Below are 20,764 nucleotides of genomic sequence, written 5' to 3'. Positions count from 1 at the left end.
CCGCCGGGGCCGGGGATGAGCGAGGACCAGCCCGGGGTGAGCCGGGCCGGGCTGATCGGCATCTCGGTCGGGGTACTGGCCGCCGGAGCGGCCGCCGGAGTGGCCGTCGAACGGCTGGCCTTCGGCCGGACCACGCGTCGGCGGGCCCAGGAGGAGCTGGACGCCGGTGCCGGCTACGGCTCGCTGCGCGGGCGGCCCCGGACGGTCGCGGCCCCCGACGGCACCGCGCTCGCGGTGGAGCTGGACGGCACCGGCTGGCCCGGGCAGGGCGGGCAGGAGCAGCCGGAGGAGGGCCCGCCGCGGCGCGGCTGGTTCGGCCGGCTCCGGGGCGAGGGCCCGGCGGGCGGCGCCGGGTCGCCGGCCGGCTCCGGCACCCTGACCCGGATGTTCGGCGGGGCGCCGCCGGAGCGGCCCGAGCCGCTGACCGTGGTGTTCTGCCACGGCTACTGCCTAAGCCAGGACAGCTGGCACTTCCAGCGCGCCGCGCTGCGCGAGGGCATGCGGCTGGTCTTCTGGGACCAGCGCAGCCACGGCCGGTCGGAGCGCTCCCGCTCGTACCTGCTGGGGGAGCCCGCGAGCATCGACCAGCTGGGCGGGGACCTCAAGGCCGTCATCGACGCGGTGGCGCCGGAGGGGCCGCTGGTGCTGGTCGGGCACTCGATGGGCGGTATGACGGTGATGGCGCTGGCCGACCAGCACCCGGAGCTGTTCCGCCCGGTCTCCTCCGGCGGGCGGGTGGCCGGGGTCGCGCTGATCGGCACCCTGGCGGGGGACTGGAACACCGTCACGCTCGGCCTGCCCGCCGCCGGGGCCAAGCTGCTGCGCCGGGTGGCGCCCGGGGTGGTGCGGATGCTCGGGCGGCAGGTGGAGCTGGTCGAGGCCGGCAAGCGGCTGGGCTCGGACGTGATCGGGATGTTCTACCGCCGGTTCTCCTTCGGCAGCCCGGACGTGGACCCGGGGGTCGCCCGCTTCGCCGAGCAGCTGCTCGACGCCACCCCGATCGACGTGGTCGCCGAGTTCTACCCGGCCTTCGGCGCCCACGAGAAGAAGGCCGCGCTGGCCGCCCTGACGGGGGTGCCGACCCTGGTCCTGGCCGGGACGAAGGACTTGCTGACCCCGCCCGAGCACAGCGAGACGATCGCCCGGGCGCTGCCCGGGGCCGAGCTCTGCCTGGTGCCCGACGCCGGCCACCTGGTGATGCTGGAGCAGCCCGAGCTGGTCGACCGGAAGCTGGCCGGGCTGCTGCGCCGGGCCGCCGACCACGCCGGGGCGGCGCCGCTGCCCGACGCGGTGCAGCGGCTGGCCGGCGGGACCGTCACTGCAGGGTGACCCAGCCGCTGAGCTTGGCGACGGGGTCGGTGCTCTGCTGGCGGGCGATGTGCAGGTGGCCGTCCACGCCGAGGACGGCGGCGACGACCTTGCCCGAGTGGTCGCGGGCCAGGGCGGGGGCGAAGACCAGCGGGCCGCCGGTGTCGTTCCAGTCGGGCGCGGGGCGGGGGACGGGCGGGGTGAGCGCGCCGGTGAGGGTGCCGTCGCCGTTGCGGTGCAGGATCAGGTTGTCCCCGTCGCCGGAGCGGGCGGGCAGGGCGGCGATCTCGCCGGTGCCCTCGCGGCCCCCCAGCCGGACCGGACGGGCCTGGGCCGCGCCTTGCCGGGCGGGCATCGCGAGCGCCATCACGGCCCCGGAGCCGCCCTCGCGGTAGTAGAGCGTCAGCTGCCCCTCGGCCGACTCCACGGGCGTGACCGCCCCGGCGACGGCTCCGGCGGTGCTGACCTTGGTCTGCCGGAACGGCCCGCCCGGCGTGTCCTGGCGCAGCCACTGCAGCCCGGTCGCGTCCGGGGCGAAGACGTTCAGGGCGCCGGAGCGGGTGGTGCACGCCGTCGGGGCGTCCTGGAACGGGCCCGTGCCGACCGTCTCCCAGCCGCTCCACTTGCCGCCGGCGGGCTGGGAGGCGTGGCTGAGGTTGTGGTCGTAGTCGCGGGCGAAGACGTGCAGCGTGCCGGCCTGGTCGAAGGCCGCCACCGGGCCGCCGAGCTCGCGGCGCACGCGGTGGTCGGAGTTGCCGGCGTCGGGGTTGTCCAGCGACTCCCAGGCGACGAACGGGCCGTCGAGCTTCTGCTGGTAGGTGTGCACCACCTCCATGCCCACGGTGCCGTGGTCGCCGAAGGTACGGCGCAGGGCGAAGAGGTGGATCAGGCCCTTGGCGTCGAGCAGGACCTCCACGTGCGGCAGCCGCCAGGAGGTGGTGGGCAGGTACTCGACGGCCCGCCAGAGCGAGCTGCCGGGGGTCTGCTCGGCCCAGTGCGCGACCCGCCCGCCGATCGCGGCGAAGGCGTGCAGGCGGCCGACGCCGTCGTTGACCAGCCAGTTGGTGGTCGGCGTGTGCCGGTAGGCGGTGCTGACGATGTGGGTGGTCTTCGACGGGTCCTGGCCGATCTGGTAGTCCCCGCAGTTGTGCGCGGGGCAGGCGCCGACGTTCAGGCCGGCGTACGGCATCAGGTAGTCGCGCTTCTCGTCGACGGCCCGGCGGCTGATGTTCGGCGGCCAGTACTTGCTGCTGTAGCCCCGGTAGTACTCCACCACGGGCTGGGCGCCCCCGGCGGAGGCGTACTCCTGCAGCGCGGCGATGGCGAACTGGGCCGTGGCCGTGTGGTCGATGTGGTCGCCGGAGGTGATCGGCGGCTGGGTGGGGTCGTGCTCCGGGTCCGGGTCCAGGGTGCGGACCACCGTCGGGCGGTGCTTCTTGAGCAGGTCGAGCAGGCAGCCGGTGAGCTGGTCCCTGGTGAAGTCCTGCGGCTGGCTGATTGGGGCCCCGGTGCCGGGGAGGGTGGATTCGGCGCTGACGTCCCCCGACCAGAGGTTGCGCAGCCGGACCTGGGTGCTGTCGGCGGTCTGGTCGATGCCCCGCAGGTTCTGCGCGAGGTTGAAGAAGTAGAGCTGGACGGCCGGCTTCTGCGCCAGGGTGTTCAGCTCGACCAGGGCGCCGCCGGTCAGCTTGACCACCTCGCGCCGCCACTGGGCGCCCGCGTTGCCGGTCGCCATCAGCGCGTACGCCGAGCGCAGACCGTTGTGTCTGGCCTCGGTATAGCCGGGGCGGTCGCTCGCCACGTTCGCCGAGGAGTTGTCGGCGTCGGCGTTGCGGCCGTCGGCCTCGGCGGCGGTGATCACCACGGTGACGACGGGGGCGCCCTTGGCGATCGACCGCTGGATGGGCGGGTTCATGAAGTACAGGTCGTCGTCGGGGTGGGCGATGATCTGCAGGTAGCTGCCGTTCCAGTCCTCGGCGGGCACCGGCGGCTGCGGCGGGGCGGCCGAGGTGGGGGTGGCGGAGGGCGTCGGGGCGGCGGCCGGCGGGTCGCCGGGGAGGACGGAGCGGACGGCCGCCACGCTGGTGGCCGCGACGGCGGTGGTCCAGGTGGCGATCAACGCCCGCCTGGTCATCCGCCGCCGCTTCCCGGGTGTCCAGGTCCGATCCACGCAGTGCCCCCGCAGTTCCACCGGCAACCCGGGGTCCCCGCTTGCTGCCGCTCTGTCAGATGTCAATCCGTATGAGATGTCGTTCTGTCATACGAATTGGTTGCACAATACCGGTCCCGGTCCGGCGATCGGGCTGACCGGAGGGGGCGCCGGGCCCCGTACGCTGTCCCCCATGGGTAACCGGACCACCGTCATCGTCGAGACCCCCGAGCGGATGAACCGGCTCGGGCGAGAGCTGGCCGGGCTGTTGCGGCCCGGGGACCTGGTGCTGCTCTCGGGCGAACTGGGCGCGGGCAAGACCACGCTGACCAGGGGTCTCGGCGTGGGCCTGGACGTCCGGGGCGCGGTCACCTCGCCGACCTTCGTGATCGCCCGCGTGCACCCGCCGCTGAGCGGCGGCCCCGCCCTGGTCCACGTGGACGCCTACCGGCTCGGGGGCGGCCTGGAGGAGATGGAGGACCTCGACCTCGACGTCTCGCTGCCGGAGTCGGTCGTCGTCGTGGAGTGGGGCGAGGGCAAGGTCGAGCAGCTGAGCGAGGACCGCCTGGAGGTCCGCATCGAGCGGGCGCTCGGCGGCGAGGCAGCGGAGGACGACAGCGACCCGCGCCAGGTCACGGTCTCCGGGCTGGGCGCCCGCTGGGACGGCGTGGATCTCACCGGTTTGAGTGAAGGCTAGGCAGGTATTGCGGGCCTCCGGGGCCGCGTGGTGGGATGGCGCCGGAAGTTAGGTATACCTAACTAGGGAGCGCCATGACGAGCACTGACCCGAGCGTCCGGGCGGTATTGGCCGCGTGTGCGGCGGCTGCTGCGATCTCGACCCCGCCAGGCACCACCAGCGGCGCGGGGAACTGCGCGAAGTCGGAAGGCGACGGCCTGCGGCCTGCCGCTGCGCGCAGTTCCCCGCGCCCCCGGACAGTGCAGCTCGCTGAGTGACAGTGCGGGATGGTGGGGGTCGGCCGCGCGGTTCCTCGCGCCCCTGCGGGGTGGAGGTCAGCCGACCACGGTGACCCTGGTCCCGTTCGGGGCGAAGTCCCAGAGGAGTTGGCCGTCGGGGCGGGTGCTGCGGATGCCGCCGGTCTTCCTGGGGGTGGCCTCCGGGGAGGGGGCCGCGTCGGCGGTGGCGGCGCTGAAGCCGAAGACGGTGCCGGACTGCTGGGCGAAGCGGACGACGTGCTCGATGGGGAGGCCGTCCGTGCCGTTGCCGGCGGCGCTGCGGCCGTAGACGGTGTAGGTGCCCGGGGCGGGGTCGACCGTGCCGGGGGTGACCTTGAAGGTGGCCTGGACGGGCGGGGTCTTCTTCGGGTCGACCAGCCAGACCTGGTGGGTGGCGGTCGAGTAGACGACGCGACGGCCCGAGCCGGAGGACGGCGGGAGGGCGGCCAGGCTCGGGCTGGGGGAGGCGCTCGGGGACGGGGCGGCGGGGCCGGCGCTCGCCGCGGGCTTTGCGGCGGCCTTCGTCTCGGTGCCGTTGGCCTGGACGGCCAGCAGGGCCACCACGGCCAGCGCACCCGCCGTCAGGCCGGTGACCACCACTCCCGGACGCGTCCTCGCCACGTGCGCTCCCACCGCTCGATCCGCTCTACGCCGCCCATCGTGCCAGGTCCACCGCCGCGCCAAGGACCGCTTGGTACGTGTGTTCCGAACTCGGAGGAAAAGCCGAAGCCCGCCGAGCCACTAACCTTGACCCCGTGCTGCTGCTCGCGTTCGACACCGCTACCCCCGCCGTCACGGCCGCCGTCCACGACGGCACGGCCATCCTCGCCGAGCTCTACGAGGTGGACGCCAGACGGCACGGGGAGCTGCTGCTGCCCACCGTCGACCAGGTGCTGAAGCAGGCGGGGGTGGACAAGCACGACCTGACGGCCATCGCCGTCGGCGTCGGCCCCGGCCCGTACACCGGCCTGCGGGTCGGCCTGGTCACCGCCGCCGCGCTCGGCCACGCCCTCGGCCTGCCCGTGCACGGCGTCTGCACCCTGGACGCCATCGCGCACCAGGCCCGCCAGGAGGGCGTGAGCGGCCCGTTCACGGTGGCCACCGACGCGCGGCGCAAGGAGGTCTACTGGGCCTCCTACGACGCCGAGGGCCGCCGCACCGCCGGCCCCGACGTGCACCGCCCGGCCGAGCTGACCCCCGAGGCGCAGTCGGTGGGCGCCGGGGCGCTGCTCTACCCCGAGACCTTCCCTGGCGCGCACGGGCCCGAGCACGTCTCGGCCGGGGCGCTGGCCGACTTCGCCGCCTGCGAGCTGGCCGCCGGCCGCGAGCTGCTGCCGAACCGGCCGCTCTACCTGCGGCGCCCCGACGCCCAGGTGCCGGCTGGCTACAAGGCGGTGCTGCCCGCGTGAGCGGGGTGCGTCTGCGGCCGATGCGCTGGTGGGACATCGAGCCGGTGATGGAGCTGGAGCTGAAGCTCTTCCCCGAGGACGCCTGGTCGCACGGGATGTTCTGGTCCGAGCTGGCCGAGGCCCACCCCGGCGGCACCCGGCACTACACCGTGGCCGAGACGGCCGACGGCGAGCTGGCCGGCTACGCCGGGCTGATGGCGGTCGGCGTCGAGAGCGACGTGCAGACCATCGCCGTGGCCGAGGGCCGGCAGGGCGCGGGCCTGGGCGCCGCGCTGCTCACCGACCTGGTCACCGAGGCGGCCCGCCGGGGCTGCGAAGAGGTGCTGCTCGAGGTGAGGGCCGACAACCCGCGCGCGCAGCGGCTCTACGAGCGCTTCGGCTTCGAGACCATCGGCATCCGCCCCGGCTACTACCAGCCCGCCGACGTGGACGCACTCGTCATGCGTCTGGAACACCCCGCACCCGACCTGAAGGACCCCCGCCATGGCTGACGAACCGCTCGTCCTCGGCATCGAGACCTCCTGCGACGAGACCGGCGTCGGCATCGTCCGCGGCACCACCCTGCTCGCCGACGCGGTGGCCTCCAGCGTCAACGACCACGCCCGCTACGGCGGTGTGGTGCCCGAGATCGCCAGCCGCGCGCACCTGGAGGAGATGGTCCCCACCATCCAGCGCGCCCTGGACACCGCCGGGATCAAGGCGAGCGACCTGGACGGCATCGCCGTGACCGCCGGGCCCGGCCTCGCGGGCGCCCTGCTGGTCGGGGTGAGCGCGGCGAAGGCGTACGCCTGGGCGCTCGGCAAGCCGCTGTACGGGGTGAACCACCTGGCCTCGCACATCTGCGTGGACCAGCTGGAGCACGGGCGGCTGCCCGAGCCGACCATGGCGCTGCTGGTCTCCGGCGGGCACTCCTCGCTGCTGCTCAGCGCCGACATCACCACCGACGTCCGCCCGCTGGGCGCGACCATCGACGACGCGGCGGGCGAGGCCTTCGACAAGGTCGCCCGGGTGCTCGGCCTGGGCTTCCCCGGCGGCCCGGTGGTCGACCGCAGGGCCCGCGAGGGCGACCCGAAGGCGATCAGGTTCCCGCGCGGCCTGAGCGGCCCGAAGGACCCGGAGTTCGACTTCTCCTTCTCCGGCCTGAAGACCGCCGTGGCCCGCTGGGTCGAGGCCAAGCGCCGGGCGGGCGAGGAGGTGCCGATCGCCGACGTCGCCGCGTCCTTCCAGGAGGCCGTCACCGATGTGCTGACCCGCAAGGCGATCAAGGCCTGCCTGGCCAACGACGTCGACCACCTGATGATCGGCGGCGGCGTCGCCGCCAACTCCCGGCTGCGGGAGATGGCCCAGCAGCGCTGCGACAAGGCCGGCATCGTGCTGCGGGTGCCGCGCCCGGGCCTGTGCACCGACAACGGCGCGATGGTGGCCGCGCTCGGCGCCGAGATGGTCTGGCGCGACCGCGCACCCTCGAGCTTCGACCTGTCGGCGGACTCCTCGCTGCCGGTCACCGAGGTCTCCGTGCCCGGGCATGTCGACGTGCACGCGGCCGCGCAGGACGCGCTGCGGTGACCATCACCGCCGCGATGTGGGAGGCCAAGGCCGCCGAGGGGCGCGGGGCCGACCTGCACGCCTGGGCGCTCGAGGTGGCCGTCCCCGCCGTGCGCGGGGCGGCCGGTCTGCAGCGGTCCGAGCTGTTCACGGCGCCCGGCGAGCGCGTGCTGGTGGTCACCTGGTGGGCCGGCGAGCCGCTGGCCCTGCCCGAACCGCCGGCCGCGCTGCTCGCCCGGCCGGTGCACCGCTGGAGCTTCACCAGCGAGCACGTCGAATGAACCGCACGGCCACCCGGTAGCGTCTGTCCGGCTGAGAGTCGGCCGGACGGATGCTGGGAGAACCGTGAACCGCAGGATGAAGACGTACGCCGTGGGGGCCCTGGCCCTGCTGGTGACCACCACCGCCTGCGGCAGCGGGAGCAGTGCGTCGAGTGCGGTCTCGGCGCCGCCCGCCACCCAGGCCGGTGCCGCGCCCACGACCGCCGCGCCGGCCCAGAGCTCGGCCCCCGGCGCCGACGGCGCCGCCTCGGCGGCGGCCTGGAAGAAGTGGGGCCTGCAGCCGCTGGCGCCCGCCCCGGCGGCGCCCGCGGACAAGCCGGTCAAGCTGGCGAAGACCGGCCAGGTGCCGGTCTTCAGCGATGTGCCGACGAAGGACAAGGTCGTCTTCGTGACGATCGACGACGGCGCCGAGAAGGACCCGAAGTTCGTCGAGATGCTGACGGACCTCAAGGTGCCGATCTCGATGTTCCTGACCAAGGACATCGTCAAGGAGAACTACGGCTACTTCAAGCCGCTGCAGGCCCTCGGCAACCACATCCAGAACCACACCGTGGACCACCCGCAGATGAGCAAGGTCTCGGCGGCGAAGTCGAAGAGCGAGGTCTGCGACGACCAGACCGCGCTCACCCAGCAGTACGGCACCCCGCCGCTGCTCTTCCGCCCGCCGTACGGCGACGGCGCCAACACCGCGCAGCTCAACACCTCGGTGCAGGAGTGCGGCCCGCGGGCGATCGTGCTCTGGCGCGAGTCGATGCAGATCCACGACATGCAGTACCAGGCGGCCGACAAGAAGCTGAAGCCCGGCGACATCATCCTGGCCCACTTCCGCGGCCCGAAGGACCTCAAGGGCGAGACCATGACGGCGATGTTCGGCGAACTGCTCGCCCGCATCCAGGAGCAGGGCTTCGCCGTGGCGCGCCTGGAGGACTACATCCAGGCCCCCTAGGCGGGCTGACCGAGCATCATGAGGTGGCCGTTGCCGAGGCGGCTCAGAATCACCGTCACCGTGTTCGGCCCGCTCGGCTTGAGCTGGCGGCGCAGCTCCTCGGGGGTGACGCCGATGCCGCGCTTCTTGATGACGACCGTGCCGACCTGCCGCTCGCGCAGCAGCGCCTTGAGCTTCTTGACGTTGTACGGGAGCACGTCGGTGAGCTCGTAGGCGTGCGCGAGCGGGGTCGGCACCAGCCGGTCGGAGGTCAGGTAGGCGATCATCGGGTCGATCAGCCGGCCGCCGACCGTCTCGGCGATCTCCGGCAGCAGCCGGGCCCGGATGGCGGCGCCGTCCGGCTCGTACAGGTAGCGGCCGACCGGGCCGGGCTCGGGGTCGGGCCGGGTGCCGCCCGCCAGGGTGTGCGGGCCGGGCAGCAGGGTGGCCCGGTACCGGCCCGGCGCGTCGGTGCCGAACCAGATGACGGCCTCCTTGACCTCGCCGTGGTCGGAGACCCACTCGGCCTCGGCCTCCTGGGGCACGGCCTCGTGCGGGATGCCGGGGGCCACCTTGAGGGCGCCGTACGGGGTGCGGCGGGCGGCCGCCAGGGCCCAGGAGAGCGGCGGCGAGTACGCCTCGGGGTCGAAGACCCGGCCCCGGCCGGTGCGGCGGGCCGGGTCGGTGAAGACGGCGTCGTAGCCGGTGACGTCGACCTCCGTGACGTCCGCCTCGCGGACCTCGATCAGCTCCGACAGGCCGAGGGCCGCCGCGTTGGCCTCGGCCACGGCGCAGGTCAGCGGGTCGCGGTCGACGGCGAGCACGGCGACCCCGGCGCGGGCCAGCGCGATCGCGTCGCCGCCGATCCCGCAGCACAGGTCGGCCAGACGCTTCACCCCGAGCGCGCCGAACCGCCGCGCGCGCCACTCGGCCACCGAGCGCCGGGTGGCCTGCTCGACGCCGTTCGGGGTGAAGTACATCGCGGCGGCGTCCGCGCCGAACTTCGCGGCGGCACGCTGGCGCAGCCGGGCCTGGGCGAGCGCGGCGGAGACCAGCTCGGCCGGGTGCTCGCGCCGCAGCCGGGTGGCCAGCGCCAGCTCCTGCCCGGGGTCGAAGTCACGCAGCTCGGCAAGGAGGCGCTGCCCCTGGTCGGTCAGCAGGGCCCGGAACGGTTCGATCTCCACGCGCCCATTGTCGCCGGAAGCGAAACGGGCGCGCCGTTGGCACTCTGGTTGACTGAGTGCTAACCGCGCCCTATGGTCGTTCCTGGCACTCCCCACCGGGTGAGTGCTAACGCGACCGAGTGCCCCTGACCCCCGCGACGGCAGGTGCCGGCAGGTCGCCCCTTACCTGAAGAACAACCCCGTAATCTCCGAAGGGGAACTCGGACGTGACCACCGCCAGCAAGGTTGCCATCAAGCCGCTTGAGGACCGCATCGTGGTCCAGCCGCTCGAAGCCGAGACCACCACGGCCTCCGGCCTGGTTATCCCGGACACCGCGAAGGAGAAGCCCCAGGAGGGCGTCGTCCTGGCCGTCGGCCCGGGCCGCTTCGAGGACGGCCAGCGTCTGCCGCTCGACGTCACCGTCGGCGACATCGTCCTGTACTCCAAGTACGGCGGCACCGAGGTCAAGTACAACGGCGAGGAGTACCTCGTCCTCTCGGCCCGCGACGTTCTGGCCATCGTCCAGAAGTAAGCGGCACCAGTCGTAACCAGCCCGCCCCGGATCTCTCTGTCAGCACTGACAAGGGGCCGGGGCGTGGTTGTTGGCTCACGTTTCGATCCCTAAGGAAGCATCAGACATGCCGAAGATCCTTCAGTTCGACGAGGACGCCCGCCGCTCGCTGGAGCGCGGTGTCAACAAGCTGGCCGACACCGTCAAGGTGACCATCGGCCCCAAGGGCCGCAACGTCGTCATCGACAAGAAGTTCGGCGCGCCGACCATCACCAACGACGGTGTGACCATCGCCCGCGAGGTCGAGCTCGACGACCCGTACGAGAACCTCGGCGCGCAGCTGGTCAAGGAGGTCGCCACCAAGACCAACGACGTCGCGGGTGACGGCACCACCACCGCCACCGTGCTGGCCCAGGCCCTGGTTAACGAGGGTCTGCGCAACGTCGCCGCCGGCGCCGGCCCGGCCGCCCTGAAGAAGGGCATCGACAAGGCCGTCGCCGCCGTCTCCGAGCACCTGCTCTCGGTCGCCCGCGAGATCGAGGGCAAGGACGACGTCGCCGCCGTCGCCTCCCTCTCCGCGCAGGACCCGCAGGTCGGCGAGCTGATCGCCGAGGCGATCGACAAGGTCGGCAAGGACGGTGTCATCACCGTCGAGGAGTCGAACACCTTCGGCGTGGAGCTGGGCTTCACCGAGGGCATGCAGTTCGACAAGGGCTACCTCTCGCCGTACTTCGTCACCGACGCGGAGCGTCAGGAGGCGGTCCTGGAGGACCCGTACATCCTGATCAACCAGGGCAAGATCTCCTCGATCCAGGACCTGCTCCCGCTGCTCGAGAAGATCCTGCAGGGCGGCGCCTCGCGCCCGCTGCTGATCATCGCCGAGGACGTGGACGGCGAGGCGCTCTCCACCCTGGTCGTCAACAAGATCCGTGGCACCTTCAACGCCGTGGCCGTCAAGGCCCCCGGCTTCGGTGACCGCCGCAAGGCGATCCTCGGTGACCTCGCCGTCCTCACCGGCGGCACCGTCATCTCCGAGGAGGTCGGCCTCAAGCTCGACCAGGCCGGTCTGGACGTGCTGGGCTCCGCCCGCCGCGTGACCATCACCAAGGACGAGACCACCGTCGTCGACGGCGCCGGTGACACCGAGGCCGTCGCGGGCCGCGTCGCCCAGATCAAGGGCGAGATCGCCAACACGGACTCGGACTGGGACCGCGAGAAGCTGCAGGAGCGCCTGGCGAAGCTCGCCGGCGGCGTCTGCGTCATCCGCGTCGGTGCCGCCACCGAGGTCGAGCTCAAGGAGCGCAAGCACCGCCTCGAGGACGCCATCTCGGCGACCCGCGCCGCGGTCGAGGAGGGCATCGTCGCCGGTGGTGGCGCCTCCCTCGTGCACGCCCAGAAGGTGCTCGACGGTGGCCTGGGCCTCTCGGGCGACGAGGCGACCGGTGTCGCCGTCGTCCGCAAGGCGCTCGCCGAGCCGCTGCGCTGGATCGCCCAGAACGCCGGCCTCGAGGGCTACGTCATCACCTCCAAGGTCGCGGAGATGGAGGCCGGTCAGGGCTTCAACGCCGCCACCGGCGAGTACGGCGACCTGGTGAAGGCCGGCGTCATCGACCCGGTCAAGGTCACCCGCTCGGCCCTGGAGAACGCCGCCTCCATCGCCTCGCTGCTGCTCACCACCGAGACCCTCGTGGTCGAGAAGCCCGCCGAGGAGGAGGCCGGCGCCGGTCACTCGCACGGCGGTCACGGTCACTCGCACTGACCTCGGTCGAACGGCTGAGCCTTCAGGCCCGGCTCGCACCCTGTGAGGGGTGGGAGCCGGGCCTCCGGCGTGAGGGGGCACCTCCCGGCCGAAGGCCGGGGGAGGATCAGGCCGGTTTTGTGGCGCTCAAAGTCTGGCTTATAACTGAGGCATGATCGAGGCCCGACACCTCCGAGTCCTCCGCGCCGTCGCCCGTACCGGGTCCTTCTCGGCCGCCGCGCGGGAGCTGGGCTGCACCCAGCCGGCGGTCAGCCAGCAGATGAAGGCGCTGGAGAAGTCCGTGGACACGCCGCTGGTGGTCCGCTCCGGGCGCGACATGCAGCTGAGCGAGGCCGGCAAGGTGCTGCTCAAGCACGCCACCGGCATCCTGGCCGGGCTCTCGGCCGCCGAGGAGGAGGTCGCGGCGATCACCGGGCTGCGCGCCGGGCGGGTCCGGCTGGTCTCCTTCCCGACCGCCAGCTCCACCCTGGTGCCGCCCGCTGTCGCCCGGCTGCGGGGCGCCCATCCGGGGGTGCGCGTGTCGCTGGTGGAGGCCGAGCCGCCGGAGTCGCTGGCGATGCTGCGCAGCGGCGAGTGCGAGGTCGCCCTCGCCTTCCGCTACCCCGACTCGCAGGGCGGCGCCACGCGCTCTGCCCCGCACGCCTCGCCCCGCGAGGTGCGGGCCGAGGCCACCCTGGAGGCCGCTGCCTCGCAGGCGGCCAACGACTGGTCCGACCTGGTGGTGCGACCGCTCCTGGACGACCCGCTGGTCGGCCTGCTGCCCGCCGCGCACCCGCTGGCCGGGCGGGGCGGGCCGGTGCGGCTCGCCGAGCTGGCGGGGGAGCAGTGGATCGCGGGCTGCCCGCAGTGCCGCGGCCATCTGGTGGAGCTGTGCGGCGCGGCGGGCTTCGAGCCGCGGATCGACTTCGCGACGGACGACTACCCGGCCGTGGTCGGCCTGGTCGCGGCCGGCCTCGGCGTGGCGGTCCTCCCGGAGCTGGCGCTCGGCTCCGTCCGGACGGAGGGCGTCGTCCCCGTGCCGGTGCACACGGCCGCGGGGACCGCAGCCCTGCGGCAGGTCGTGGCGCTCACGCTGCCGGACCTGGCGGACGTCCCGGCGGTGGCCATGATGCTGGATCAGCTGGGCAGCTGACCTTCGGTCGCAACCTTTCCGGGGCAGCACCCCGGGGGCGCGGGGAACTGCGCGACCGGCCATGCACGGCCTGCGGCCTCCCGCTTCGCGCCGTTCCTCGCGCCCCCAGGTAGTGCAACTGGGCGACTGCGGAAACGTTTCTTCAGTACTGGGCGACCTTGGGGGCGGTGAGCGGGACCTCGACCAGGCGGTTGCGGGAACGGCCCATCAGTTCCTCGCGTTCGTCCTCGGTCAGGCCTCCCCAGACCCCGTAGGGCTCGCGGACGGCGAGTGCGTGCGCCGCGCACTCCGTCCGGACCGGACACCGCATGCAGACCTCCTTGGCGCTTGCCTCGCGCGAGCTTCGCGCCGCGCCACGCTCACCCTCCGGGTGGAAGAAGAGCGAACTGTCCACGCCGCGGCAGGCGGCGGAGAGCTGCCAGTCCCAGAGGTCCGCGTTGGGGCCGGGGAGGCGGGAGAAATCTGCCATGGCTCGTTCCCTTTCAGGGACTCGACGGCTCGCTGCCGGGGTGTGCGGCGAGGCTCCGTCGGGTCGGGTGTGAACACCTGGAAATATGACTTACGGCAACCACTGGGACAAGTCACCCACAGAGTTACACAACAGTCAATGACCGTACAGAAGCTATAAAAATGGACAAACCGGGCAAGGTATCCGGGTGACCACGGGGGCGCGCAGGGCCGAACGGATGCGCTCGTGGTGCGCGGTCCGCGCGTGAGCAGCACAAAAGTGCGGCACATGCCCCGCGATGCGGCTGATCGGTAACGGGTCGGCCACGTACAGTGGTGGAGATGGCCCTGAAGGCCGTAACTCATTCGAGTGACGGTCGTTGGATGTGCGGAAGCGGCGAAAGGCCGTGTCGGAGAGATTCGTACCAGCCAGGAGGCTCAACGTGACGCGGATCAGCTGCGGAGGACGACGGGCATGACATCCGTACTCGTCTGCGACGATTCCCCGCTCGCCCGGGAGGCGCTTCGCCGCGCGGTGGCGACCGTTCCCGGGGTCGACCGGGTGACCACGGCGACGAACGGTGAGGAGGTCCTCCGCCGCTGGGTGGCCGACCGCTCCGATCTCGTCCTGATGGATGTCCGGATGCCGGGCCTCGGCGGGGTGGAGACCGTCCGGCGGCTGCTCTCGGCCGACCCGGGCGCCCGGATCATCATGCTCACCGTCGCGGAGGACCTGGACGGTGTGGCGCTGGCCGTCGCCGCCGGGGCCCGCGGGTACCTGCACAAGGACGCCTCGCGCGCCGAGCTGCGGGCCACCGTGACCCAGGCCCTCGCCGACCCGACCTGGCGGCTCGCCCCGCGCCGGCTCCGCAGCCCCGACATGGGCGCCGCGCCGACGCTGACGGCCCGTGAGATCCAGGTGCTCGAGGGTATGAGCCACGGCCGGAGCAACGCCGAGATCGGCCGCGAGCTGTTCCTCTCCGAGGACACCGTGAAGACCCACGCCCGGCGCCTGTTCAAGAAGCTCGGCGCCTCGGACCGCGCCCACGCGGTGGCGCTCGGCTTCCGCTGGGGCCTGGTCCGCTGACCGGCCGTCCGCCGGTGGGCACGCGCGGATGAGAAGTGGCCGAGTGGCCGCTTCGCTCGCTCAGACGTATGACGTTACGGTCCCGAGGCTGCACCATGGAGGAGTGGAGCACCTCGGGGACCAGCGGACAGGTACTGCGGAGACGAGCGTGACCGCAGGTGGCTCAGAGAGCAGTGGGGCGGGAGGCGGCACGGTGCGCGCGACGACCGGTCATAACGTTCCGATGCACAACTCCGGACGCGGTGCCGTGTTTTCCGGCCCGACCAGGCACCATGGACCGATGCGCGACGACGAGACCCCGAGCGACGGGCCCGCCACCGGCGGCCCGGCCGCCGACTCGCCGTACCCCGAGGTGTACCCCGAGGCCGAAGGCCGCAGGCCGGTGCTCGGTGGCGGCGGTTCGCCGGTGCTGAGCGAGCTGGTCGCGGCCGCCGTGCGGGGCGAGGGCCCCGCGATCGACGCCCTGCTCGCCCACGTGCACCCGCTGGCGCTGCGGTACTGCCGCGGCCGCCTGGTGCGGCTGCCGGGCAACGCCCGGCACCATGTGGACGACGTGGCGCAGGAGGTCTGCGTGGCCGTGCTGTGCGCGCTGCCGCGCTACAAGGACGAAGGGCGGCCGTTCGAGGCCTTCGTGTACGGGATCGCCGCGCACAAGATCGCCGATCTGCAGCGGGCCGCGATGCGCGGGCCCGGCTCGACGGTGATCCCGCCGGGCGACCTGCCGGAGCTCCCCGACGAGGCGCTCGGCCCCGAGGAGCAGGCGCTGCTGAGCAGCGACGCCGCCTGGGCGATCGAGCTGCTGTCGAACCTGCCGGCCCGCCAGCGGGAGCTGGTGCTGCTGCGGGTGGCGGCCGGGCTGTCGGCGGAGGAGACCGGTGAGGTGCTCGGCATGTCGCCGGGGGCCGTCCGGGTGGCGCAGCACCGCGCGCTGAGCCGGCTGCGGGCACTGGCGGGCGAGTCGGCCTCGCTGGAAGACGTTTCATGATCGGCGTGTTGTCAAGGGGGCGCGAGCTGGCATTCCGGTGCCAGTACCATGGGGTATCGGCGCCTGGGCAGGTCGCCAAAGTTTCGCGGGTGTGAGCGGGCTCTTCTTGGAGCTTCCTCCAACAGCCCGGTTCTTCTCGGCGGCCTGGTCCCTGTGCCGGTGCGCACTCGAGCGACCAACGCGCCCCGACCACCCTCAGCGGGCGCATCAATCAATCGGCCATGCCACGGAAGGTCCCCAAAGATGTCTTACAACGCCGCAGGCGTACCCGAGAAGTTCGCGATGCTCGGGCTCACGTACGACGACGTCCTGCTGCTGCCCGGGGCCTCCGAGGTGCTGCCGAACATGGTCGACACCTCCTCGCGGGTCTCCCGCAACGTTCGGGTGAACATCCCGCTGCTCTCCGCCGCGATGGACAAGGTCACCGAGTCGCGGATGGCGATCGCGATGGCCCGCCAGGGCGGCGTCGGCGTGCTGCACCGCAACCTCTCGATCGAGGACCAGGTCAACCAGGTCGACCTGGTGAAGCGCTCCGAGTCCGGCATGGTGACCGACCCGATCACCGTCGGCCCGGACGCCACGCTGGCCGAGGCCGACGCGCTCTGCGCCCGGTTCCGGATCTCCGGTGTCCCGGTCGCCTCGCCGGCCGGCAAGCTGCTCGGCATCGTGACCAACCGCGACATGGCCTTCGAGTCGGACCGCAGCCGCAAGGTCAGCGAGATCATGACCCCGATGCCGCTGATCACCGGCAAGGTCGGCATCTCGGGTGAGGACGCGATCGGGCTGCTGCGCCGCCACAAGATCGAGAAGCTCCCGCTGGTGGACGACGAGGGCCGGATCAAGGGCCTCATCACCGTCAAGGACTTCGTCAAGGCCGAGAAGTACCCGAACGCCGCCAAGGACGCCGAGGGCCGTCTGCTGGTCGGCGCCGCCGTCGGCGCCTCCGCCGAGGCCTTCGACCGCGCCCAGGCGCTGGTCGGCGCCGGCGTGGACTTCCTGGTGGTGGACACCTCGCACGGGCACTCGCACAACGCGCTGGCCTGGATCGCCAAGATCAAGGCGGCCGTGAACGTCGACGTCGTCGGCGGCAACGTGGCCACCAAGGACGGCGCCCAGGCGCTGATCGACGCCGGTGTCGACGGCGTCAAGGTCGGTGTCGGCCCGGGCTCCATCTGCACCACCCGCGTGGTGGCCGGCATCGGCGTCCCGCAGGTCACCGCGATCTACGAGGCCGCGCAGGCCTGCCAGGCCGCCGGCGTGCCGGTCATCGGCGACGGCGGCCTGCAGTACTCGGGCGACATCGGCAAGGCGCTGGCCGCCGGCGCCGACACCGTGATGCTCGGCTCGCTGCTGGCCGGCTGCGAGGAGTCGCCCGGTGAGCTGCTGTTCATCAACGGCAAGCAGTTCAAGTCCTACCGCGGCATGGGCTCGCTGGGCGCCATGCAGACCCGCGGCCAGGCGAAGTCCTTCTCGAAGGACCGTTACTTCCAGGCCGACGTCAGCTCCGACGAGAAGCTGATCGCCGAGGGCATCGAGGGCCAGGTGCCCTACCGCGGCCCGCTCTCCGCGGTGCTGTACCAGCTGGTCGGCGGCCTGCGCCAGACCATGGGCTACGTCGGCGCGGCCACCATCGCCGAGATGGAGAGCAAGGGCCGGTTCGTCCGGATCACCTCGGCGGGCCTCAAGGAGAGCCACCCGCACGACATCCAGATGACGGTCGAGGCGCCGAACTACACCAGCCGCTGAGACCGGGCTCCTGAAGGGGAGCCGCGTACGGGAGACACCCCGTACGCGGCTCCCCTTTTTCGGCTGACGGCCCCCGTACGGGATACTGGGCCGGTACGAGGCATGAAGCAGCAGAAGGGCTCGAAGTGACTGAGATCGAGATCGGGCGAGGCAAGCGCGGCCGACGGGCGTACGCCTTCGACGACATCGCCGTCGTCCCCAGCCGCCGGACCCGCGACCCGAAGGAGGTCTCGATCGCCTGGCAGATCGACGCCTACCGCTTCGAGCTGCCGTTCCTGGCCGCCCCCATGGACAGCGTGGTCTCGCCCCAGCAGGCCATCGCCATCGGCGAGCTGGGCGGCCTGGGCGTGCTGAACCTCGAGGGCCTGTGGACCCGCTACGAGGACCCGCAGCCGCTGCTCGACGAGATCGCTCAGATCACCGACGAGGCCGCCGCGACCCGCCGCCTGCAGGAGATCTACGCCGCGCCGATCCAGCCGGAGCTGATCAAGCAGCGGATCAAGGAGGTCCGGGACTCGGGCGTCGTGACCGCCGCCGCGCTCTCGCCGCAGCGCACCGCCGAGTTCTCCAAGACCGTGGTGGACGCCGGCGTCGACGTCTTCGTGATCCGCGGCACCACCGTCTCGGCCGAGCACGTCTCCGGCGCCGCCGAGCCGCTCAACCTCAAGCAGTTCATCTACGAGCTCGACGTGCCGGTGATCGTCGGCGGCTGCGCCACCTACACCGCCGCGCTGCACCTGATGCGCACCGGCGCGGCCGGCGTGCTGGTCGGCTTCGGCGGCGGCGCCGCCCACACCACCCGCAACGTGCTGGGCATCCAGGTGCCGATGGCCACCGCCGTGGCCGACGTCGCGGCCGCCCGCCGGGACTACATGGACGAGTCCGGCGGCCGGTACGTGCACGTCATCGCGGACGGCGGGGTCGGCTACAGCGGCGACCTGGCCAAGGCGATCGCCTGCGGCGCCGACGCCGTGATGATCGGTGCCGCGCTGGCCCGCGCCACCGACGCGCCCGGCAAGGGCTTCCACTGGGGCATGGAGGCCGTCCACGACGAGCTGCCGCGCGGCAAGCGGGTCGACCTGGGCACCGTGGGCACCACCGAGGAGATCCTCACCGGCCCCTCGCACACCCCCGACGGCACCATGAACCTGTTCGGCGCGCTGCGCCGGGCGATGGCCACCACCGGCTACTCCGAGCTGAAGGAGTTCCAGCGGGTCGAGGTCACCGTCGCGCACTGACGCAGTGTCTGGTTCGTACCGAAACCCCCGCCCTCGGCGGGGGTTTCGGCGTTCCGGGAACGGGGGCGGGTGGAGTTGCGTCCCTGGGACAGGAGATGATGGGGGCTTCGCGTCCGGGCGGACCACCCCCAAGGGGAACCGGCTGTCCAGCACAACACTTGGGGGAGCGCACCGATGACCCAGGCGCAAGGTTCCACCGGCCGTCTGCTGGCGGGTCGTTACCGGCTCAACGAAGTGCTGGGCCGCGGCGGCATGGGCACGGTGTGGCGCGCCGAGGACGAGATGCTCGGCCGGATCGTCGCCGTCAAGGAGCTGCGGCTCTACACCGGGGTGGACGAGGAGGAGAAGCACCGGCTGATCGTCCGCACCCTGCGGGAGGCCAAGGCCACCGCGCGGATCCGGCACACCGCCGCCGTCACCGTCTTCGACGTGGTCGAGGAGGACGAGCGGCCGTGGATCGTGATGGAGCTGGTCGAGTCCCGCTCGCTGGCCGAGGTGATCAAGGAGGACGGGCCGCTCACGCCCGCCCGGGCGGCCGAGATCGCGCTCGAACTGCTCGGGGTGCTCGGCGCGGCGCACAGCCACGGCATCCTGCACCGGGACGTGAAGCCCTCCAACGTCCTGATCGGTGAGGACGGCCGGGTCGTGCTCACCGACTTCGGCATCGCCAGCGTGGAGGGCGACACCTCCGTCACCTCCACCGGCATGCTGGTCGGCGCGCCCTCGTACATCTCGCCGGAGCGGGCCCGCGGGCAGAAGCCCGGCCCGCCGGCCGACCTGTGGTCGCTGGGCGGCACGCTCTACTCGATGGTCGAGGGCCGCCCGCCGTACGACCGGGGCTCGGCGCTGGCCACCCTGACCGCCGTGATGACCGAGGACCTCGCCACGCCCGAGAACGCGGGCCCGCTGCGGCCGGTGATCGAGGGCCTGCTCGAGAAGGACCCGGCCAAGCGGCTGGACGCCGCCACCACGCGCTCGATGCTGCGCCGGGTGGTCGGCGAGGCGATCGCCCGGGCCGAGTCGACCACCCAGGTGAACACGCCGCCCGCTTCGGCCGGAGCGGGCGCGGCGGGCGCGGCGGGCGCTTCGGCCGCTGAGAAGGGCCGGGGTGTCTCGGGCCTGCTCGGCACCGTCCGGGTGGGCAGCCGGGCGGGGCGGCAGGCCGACTCCGCCGGGGCGGTTGCGGCGGCCGGCCAGAGCGGTGCCGCCACCGGTGCGGCCACCGGCTCCGCCGGGCCCGCGCAGGGCTCCTCCGGTGCCGGCGCCGCCGGGGCGGGTGCCTCCGGTGCCGGAGCGGACACCCCCGGGCGGGCCGTGCCGCGCAAGGCCGTGATCGGGGCCGCCGTGGTGGCGCTGCTGGTGCTGATAGCCGTGGTGGCCGTGGTGCTGAACCAGAAGGACGACCGGGCGGGCGGCGGCACGCCGGCCGCCGACGCCGTGCACAGCAGCGCCGCGCTCACCCCGGCGCCGAGCGCGCCGAAGAGCGCCCCGCCCTCGCCGTCGGCCTCTCCCTCGGCCTCCGCCTCCGCCTCCGCCTCGCCGAAGGCGACCGCCTCCTCCGCGAGCCCGGCGGCGCCGACCACGGCCGCCACGCCGACCACCGCCACCGTGCCGGCCGGGTACCACGTGTACCGGGACAGCACCGGCTTCACCATCGCGGTGCCCGACTCGATGGGCCCCCCGGCCATCAACAGCGACAACCGGCTCTTCACCGGCACCGACGGCACCACGCTCAAGGTCGCCTGGACCACCGAGCCCAAGCCGGACGCGCTGGCGGAGTGGAAGAGCGTCGAGGAAGGCTCGCACTTCCCGGGCTACCAGCGGGTCCGGATGGAGAAGATCCAGTTCCGCGGCTGGTCCAACGCCGCCGACTGGGAGTGGACCTTCACCGGCAGCACCAGCGGCAACACCATGCACGCGCTCGACCGCGGCTTCGTGACCGGCAAGTACGGCTACGCGATCTACTGGACGATGCTCGACTCGGCCTGGAACACGCCGGACGGCATGAAGGCCCGTCAGGTGAGTTATGACAGTTTCCAGCCCGCACCGTGAAACCTCTCGGGCCGCTGGGGACGTACTCTGACGTGACGGGCATATTTTCCTAGGAACAGTCAGGATCAGCTC

The 20,764-nt window shown here is 72.8% G+C and carries 19 protein-coding genes; 15 read left to right on the top strand and 4 right to left on the bottom strand.

What is annotated here, in order from left to right; all coding sequences use genetic code 11:
* Positions 1 to 15 precede the first annotated feature (15 nt).
* Positions 16 to 1,329: an alpha/beta fold hydrolase gene (locus ABT095_RS09305; protein ID WP_350528699.1), complete on the top strand. Its 1,314-nt coding sequence runs from the start codon at positions 16 to 18 to the stop codon at positions 1,327 to 1,329.
* Here ABT095_RS09305 and ABT095_RS09300 read toward each other — a convergent pair.
* Positions 1,316 to 3,442: a PIG-L family deacetylase gene (locus ABT095_RS09300; protein WP_350528698.1), complete on the bottom strand. Its 2,127-nt coding sequence runs from the start codon at positions 3,440 to 3,442 to the stop codon at positions 1,316 to 1,318. The genes ABT095_RS09305 and ABT095_RS09300 overlap by 14 nt on opposite strands.
* A gap of 208 nt (positions 3,443 to 3,650) precedes the next feature.
* Between ABT095_RS09300 and tsaE the strand changes: the two genes are divergently transcribed.
* The gene (gene tsaE, locus ABT095_RS09295; RefSeq protein WP_350528697.1) at positions 3,651 to 4,154 is read left to right on the top strand and encodes a tRNA (adenosine(37)-N6)-threonylcarbamoyltransferase complex ATPase subunit type 1 TsaE; all 504 of its coding nucleotides are present in this window, start codon (positions 3,651 to 3,653) and stop codon (positions 4,152 to 4,154) included.
* Between the two features lie 314 nt (positions 4,155 to 4,468).
* On the opposite strand, the gene ABT095_RS09290 is transcribed toward tsaE, so the two are convergent.
* On the bottom strand, positions 4,469 to 5,032 hold the full coding sequence (locus tag ABT095_RS09290; protein ID WP_350528696.1) for a hypothetical protein: 564 nt from the start codon (positions 5,030 to 5,032) through the stop codon (positions 4,469 to 4,471).
* Between the two features lie 134 nt (positions 5,033 to 5,166).
* On the opposite strand from ABT095_RS09290, the gene tsaB reads away from it, so the two are divergent.
* The 5 genes from tsaB (at position 5,167) to ABT095_RS09265 (ending at position 8,592) form a co-directional block, all read left to right on the top strand.
* Complete coding sequence (gene tsaB, locus ABT095_RS09285) at positions 5,167 to 5,820, top strand: tRNA (adenosine(37)-N6)-threonylcarbamoyltransferase complex dimerization subunit type 1 TsaB (RefSeq protein WP_350528695.1); 654 nt, start codon at positions 5,167 to 5,169, stop codon at positions 5,818 to 5,820.
* A gap of 20 nt (positions 5,821 to 5,840) precedes the next feature.
* Positions 5,841 to 6,311: a ribosomal protein S18-alanine N-acetyltransferase gene (gene rimI / locus ABT095_RS09280; protein ID WP_350528717.1), complete on the top strand. Its 471-nt coding sequence runs from the start codon at positions 5,841 to 5,843 to the stop codon at positions 6,309 to 6,311.
* Positions 6,304 to 7,386, top strand: a complete 1,083-nt coding sequence (gene tsaD, locus ABT095_RS09275) for a tRNA (adenosine(37)-N6)-threonylcarbamoyltransferase complex transferase subunit TsaD (protein WP_350528694.1) — start codon at positions 6,304 to 6,306, stop codon at positions 7,384 to 7,386. Before rimI ends, tsaD begins: the two co-directional genes overlap by 8 nt.
* Positions 7,383 to 7,646, top strand: a complete 264-nt coding sequence (locus ABT095_RS09270; RefSeq protein ID WP_502884840.1) for a hypothetical protein — start codon at positions 7,383 to 7,385, stop codon at positions 7,644 to 7,646. Before tsaD ends, ABT095_RS09270 begins: the two co-directional genes overlap by 4 nt.
* A gap of 64 nt (positions 7,647 to 7,710) precedes the next feature.
* Positions 7,711 to 8,592 (top strand): polysaccharide deacetylase family protein, encoded by an 882-nt coding sequence (locus ABT095_RS09265; protein ID WP_350528693.1) that lies wholly within the window; start codon positions 7,711 to 7,713, stop codon positions 8,590 to 8,592.
* Here the strand turns inward: ABT095_RS09265 and ABT095_RS09260 are convergent.
* A complete protein-coding gene (locus tag ABT095_RS09260; RefSeq protein ID WP_350528692.1) occupies positions 8,589 to 9,755 on the bottom strand; it encodes a class I SAM-dependent methyltransferase in 1,167 nt (388 codons plus the stop codon). The two genes, ABT095_RS09265 and ABT095_RS09260, sit on opposite strands and share 4 nt — an antisense overlap.
* Before the next feature lie 206 nt (positions 9,756 to 9,961).
* On the opposite strand from ABT095_RS09260, the gene groES reads away from it, so the two are divergent.
* From groES to ABT095_RS09245, 3 genes are all read left to right on the top strand, one after another.
* Positions 9,962 to 10,267 (top strand): co-chaperone GroES, encoded by a 306-nt coding sequence (gene groES, locus ABT095_RS09255; RefSeq protein ID WP_350528691.1) that lies wholly within the window; start codon positions 9,962 to 9,964, stop codon positions 10,265 to 10,267.
* 106 nt (positions 10,268 to 10,373) lie between these two features.
* Positions 10,374 to 12,005, top strand: a complete 1,632-nt coding sequence (gene groL / locus ABT095_RS09250; RefSeq protein WP_350528690.1) for a chaperonin GroEL — start codon at positions 10,374 to 10,376, stop codon at positions 12,003 to 12,005.
* A gap of 151 nt (positions 12,006 to 12,156) precedes the next feature.
* Positions 12,157 to 13,137, top strand: coding sequence for a LysR family transcriptional regulator (locus ABT095_RS09245; RefSeq protein WP_350528689.1), 981 nt, complete (start codon positions 12,157 to 12,159; stop codon positions 13,135 to 13,137).
* Between the two features lie 142 nt (positions 13,138 to 13,279).
* Here the strand turns inward: ABT095_RS09245 and ABT095_RS09240 are convergent, their stop codons facing one another.
* Complete coding sequence (locus tag ABT095_RS09240) at positions 13,280 to 13,606, bottom strand: WhiB family transcriptional regulator (RefSeq protein ID WP_350528688.1); 327 nt, start codon at positions 13,604 to 13,606, stop codon at positions 13,280 to 13,282.
* Positions 13,607 to 14,059: 453 nt separating this feature from the next.
* Between ABT095_RS09240 and ABT095_RS09235 the strand changes: the two genes are divergently transcribed.
* The 5 genes from ABT095_RS09235 to ABT095_RS09215 all read left to right on the top strand — a co-directional run bounded on the left by ABT095_RS09235 (position 14,060) and on the right by ABT095_RS09215 (position 20,692).
* Positions 14,060 to 14,671, top strand: a complete 612-nt coding sequence (locus tag ABT095_RS09235) for a response regulator transcription factor (protein WP_014136228.1) — start codon at positions 14,060 to 14,062, stop codon at positions 14,669 to 14,671.
* Between the two features lie 280 nt (positions 14,672 to 14,951).
* Entirely contained in the window at positions 14,952 to 15,656 is a 705-nt protein-coding gene (shbA, locus tag ABT095_RS09230) for an RNA polymerase sigma factor ShbA (protein ID WP_350528687.1), read from the top strand.
* Between the two features lie 243 nt (positions 15,657 to 15,899).
* Entirely contained in the window at positions 15,900 to 17,402 is a 1,503-nt protein-coding gene (guaB, locus tag ABT095_RS09225) for an IMP dehydrogenase (protein WP_350528686.1), read from the top strand.
* Positions 17,403 to 17,527: 125 nt separating this feature from the next.
* On the top strand, positions 17,528 to 18,640 hold the full coding sequence (locus ABT095_RS09220) for a GuaB3 family IMP dehydrogenase-related protein (RefSeq protein ID WP_350528685.1): 1,113 nt from the start codon (positions 17,528 to 17,530) through the stop codon (positions 18,638 to 18,640).
* A 174-nt stretch (positions 18,641 to 18,814) separates the two neighbouring features.
* Positions 18,815 to 20,692: a serine/threonine-protein kinase gene (locus ABT095_RS09215; RefSeq protein WP_350528684.1), complete on the top strand. Its 1,878-nt coding sequence runs from the start codon at positions 18,815 to 18,817 to the stop codon at positions 20,690 to 20,692.
* The last annotated feature ends 72 nt before the right edge of the window (positions 20,693 to 20,764 follow it).

The sequence above is a fragment of the Kitasatospora sp. NPDC002227 genome (genome assembly GCF_040296285.1).
In the GTDB taxonomy this organism is placed as follows: domain Bacteria; phylum Actinomycetota; class Actinomycetes; order Streptomycetales; family Streptomycetaceae; genus Kitasatospora.
This window is presented reverse-complemented; position numbering and strand designations above follow the sequence as displayed.

Bases quoted from the DNA above. Each gene is read 5' to 3' on its own strand.
- shbA (WP_350528687.1), top strand. From the start codon at position 14,952: ATGCGCGACGACGAGACCCCGAGCGACGGGCCCGCCACCGGCGGCCCG.
- tsaD (WP_350528694.1), top strand. From the start codon at position 6,304: ATGGCTGACGAACCGCTCGTCCTCGGCATCGAGACCTCCTGCGACGAG.
- ABT095_RS09215 (WP_350528684.1), top strand. From the start codon at position 18,815: ATGACCCAGGCGCAAGGTTCCACCGGCCGTCTGCTGGCGGGTCGTTAC.
- groL (WP_350528690.1), top strand. From the start codon at position 10,374: ATGCCGAAGATCCTTCAGTTCGACGAGGACGCCCGCCGCTCGCTGGAG.
- ABT095_RS09300 (WP_350528698.1), bottom strand. From the start codon at position 3,442: ATGACCAGGCGGGCGTTGATCGCCACCTGGACCACCGCCGTCGCGGCC.
- tsaE (WP_350528697.1), top strand. From the start codon at position 3,651: ATGGGTAACCGGACCACCGTCATCGTCGAGACCCCCGAGCGGATGAAC.
- ABT095_RS09245 (WP_350528689.1), top strand. From the start codon at position 12,157: ATGATCGAGGCCCGACACCTCCGAGTCCTCCGCGCCGTCGCCCGTACC.
- ABT095_RS09305 (WP_350528699.1), top strand. From the start codon at position 16: ATGAGCGAGGACCAGCCCGGGGTGAGCCGGGCCGGGCTGATCGGCATC.
- guaB (WP_350528686.1), top strand. From the start codon at position 15,900: ATGTCTTACAACGCCGCAGGCGTACCCGAGAAGTTCGCGATGCTCGGG.
- ABT095_RS09240 (WP_350528688.1), bottom strand. From the start codon at position 13,606: ATGGCAGATTTCTCCCGCCTCCCCGGCCCCAACGCGGACCTCTGGGAC.
- ABT095_RS09235 (WP_014136228.1), top strand. From the start codon at position 14,060: ATGACATCCGTACTCGTCTGCGACGATTCCCCGCTCGCCCGGGAGGCG.
- rimI (WP_350528717.1), top strand. From the start codon at position 5,841: ATGCGCTGGTGGGACATCGAGCCGGTGATGGAGCTGGAGCTGAAGCTC.